At 40.9% G+C, this 1,648-nt stretch carries 2 protein-coding genes and 2 pseudogenes; 3 read left to right on the top strand and 1 reads right to left on the bottom strand.

Translation table 11 applies throughout. From position 1 onward, the window contains the following. The 3 genes and pseudogenes from B4W83_RS12450 to B4W83_RS07475 form a co-directional block, all read left to right on the top strand. Positions 1–110 (top strand): annotated as a pseudogene (locus B4W83_RS12450) (IS5/IS1182 family transposase); the annotation flags it as partial. Between the two features lie 32 nt (positions 111–142). Continuing rightward, the gene (locus tag B4W83_RS07480) at positions 143–970 is read left to right on the top strand and encodes an HAD family hydrolase (RefSeq protein WP_000153523.1); all 828 of its coding nucleotides are present in this window, start codon (positions 143–145) and stop codon (positions 968–970) included. Positions 971–1,019: 49 nt separating this feature from the next. Further along, positions 1,020–1,354, top strand: a pseudogene (locus B4W83_RS07475) (GDSL-type esterase/lipase family protein); the annotation flags it as partial. Between the two features lie 33 nt (positions 1,355–1,387). On the opposite strand, the gene B4W83_RS07470 reads toward B4W83_RS07475, so the two are convergent. Then, a partial coding sequence (locus tag B4W83_RS07470) for a transposase (RefSeq protein ID WP_142246438.1) occupies positions 1,388–1,648 on the bottom strand: 261 nt, incomplete at its 5' end.

The following is a 1,648-nucleotide window of genomic DNA, read 5'->3' as shown; positions in this document are numbered from 1 at the left end:
CTATAAAAACGTTTAAAATATCTTCAACAACCTATCGAAATCATCGTAAACACTTCGGATTACGAATGAATTTGATTGCTGGTATTATCAATCATGAACTAGGATTCTAGTTTTGCAGGAAGTCTAATCAAGAGGAAAGTAAATGACGATTAAGGTAATTGCGACAGATATGGATGGGACCTTGCTGGATGCTAGAGGCCAGCTTGATCTCCCACGCTTGGAAAAGATTGTGGATCAGTTGGATCAAAGGGGGATTCGTTTTGTCATCGCGACAGGGAATGAAATTCACCGCATGAGGCAACTACTGGAGCACTTGGTGGATCGAGTGGTTCTGGTTGTTGCCAATGGTGCTCATATTTTTGAAAACAATGAATTGATTCAGGCTCAGACTTGGGATGATGCCATTGTCGATAAGGCTTTGGCTCATTTCGAGGGTCGAGCGTGTCAGGATCAATTTGTTGTAACAGGGATGAAGGGTGGTTTCGTCAAGGAAGGTACCATTTTTACAGACCTTGAAAGTTTTATGACTCCAGAAATGATTGAAGAATTCTACCAACGAATGAATTTTGTGGATGAATTAACCTCTGACCTCTTTGGTGGTGTGCTCAAGATGAGTATGGTTGTTGGTGAGGAACGTTTGAATTCGGTATTGGAAGAAATCAATGACCTCTTTGATGGCCGTGTTCGGGCTGTATCGAGTGGCTATGGTTGCATTGATATCCTCCAAGCTGGAATTCATAAAGCATGGGGCTTGGAAGAATTACTCAAGCGTTGGGACTTGACCCCCCAACAAATCATGGCTTTTGGCGATAGTGAAAATGATGTTGAAATGCTTGAAATGGCTGGAATTGCCTATGCGATGGAAAATGCTGATGACAAAGCCAAAGCTGTGGCGACGGCTCTAGCGCCAGCCAATAGCCAAGGAGGAGTTTACCAAGTATTGGAAAACTGGTTAGAAAAAGGAGAATGAAGTAGCAGTACAGTTATTAGAAAATTGGTTACTAAAGGAACAAGAAAAAATCCAAACCAAGTATCGTCACCTAAATCAGGTTTCAGTTGTAGAGCCAGATATTCTTTTTATTGGGGATTCCATTGTCGAATATTATCCTCTGCAGGAGTTGTTTGGGACTTCAAAGACAATTGTCAATCGAGGAATTTGTGGCTATCAGACAGGACTGTTATTAGAGAATCTGGATGCGCATCTGTACGGTGGGGAGGTAGATAAAATTGTCCTTTTAATTGGGACGAACGATATTGGAAAAGATGTGCCTGTGAATGAGGCTCTCAATAATCTCGAAGCTATCATCAATCCATTGCTCGCGATTATTCACTGACTGAGATAAAATTACTTTCCGGCTCTTTGTCAACTGTAGTGGGTTGAAGTCAGCTAAGCACGAGAAAGGACAAATTTCGTCCTTTCTTTTTTGATGTTCAGAGCGATAAAAATCCGTTTTTTGAAGTTTTCAAAGTTCCGAAATCCAAAGGCATTTCGTTTGATAAGCTTAATGAGATTATTGGTCGCTTCCAGTTTGGCGTTAGAATAGTGTGGTTGAAGGGCGTTGACAATCTTTTCTTTATCTTTGAGGAAAGTTTTAAAGACAGTCTGAAAAATAGGATGAACCTGCTTAAGATTGTCCTCAATAAGTCC

Source organism: Streptococcus pseudopneumoniae ATCC BAA-960 = CCUG 49455 (genome assembly GCF_002087075.1).
In the GTDB taxonomy this organism is placed as follows: Bacteria; Bacillota; Bacilli; order Lactobacillales; family Streptococcaceae; genus Streptococcus; species Streptococcus pseudopneumoniae.
This window is presented reverse-complemented; position numbering and strand designations above follow the sequence as displayed.

Coding starts and splice junctions, on each gene's coding strand:
- B4W83_RS07480 (WP_000153523.1), top strand. CDS start 143: ATGACGATTAAGGTAATTGCGACAGATATGGATGGGACCTTGCTGGAT.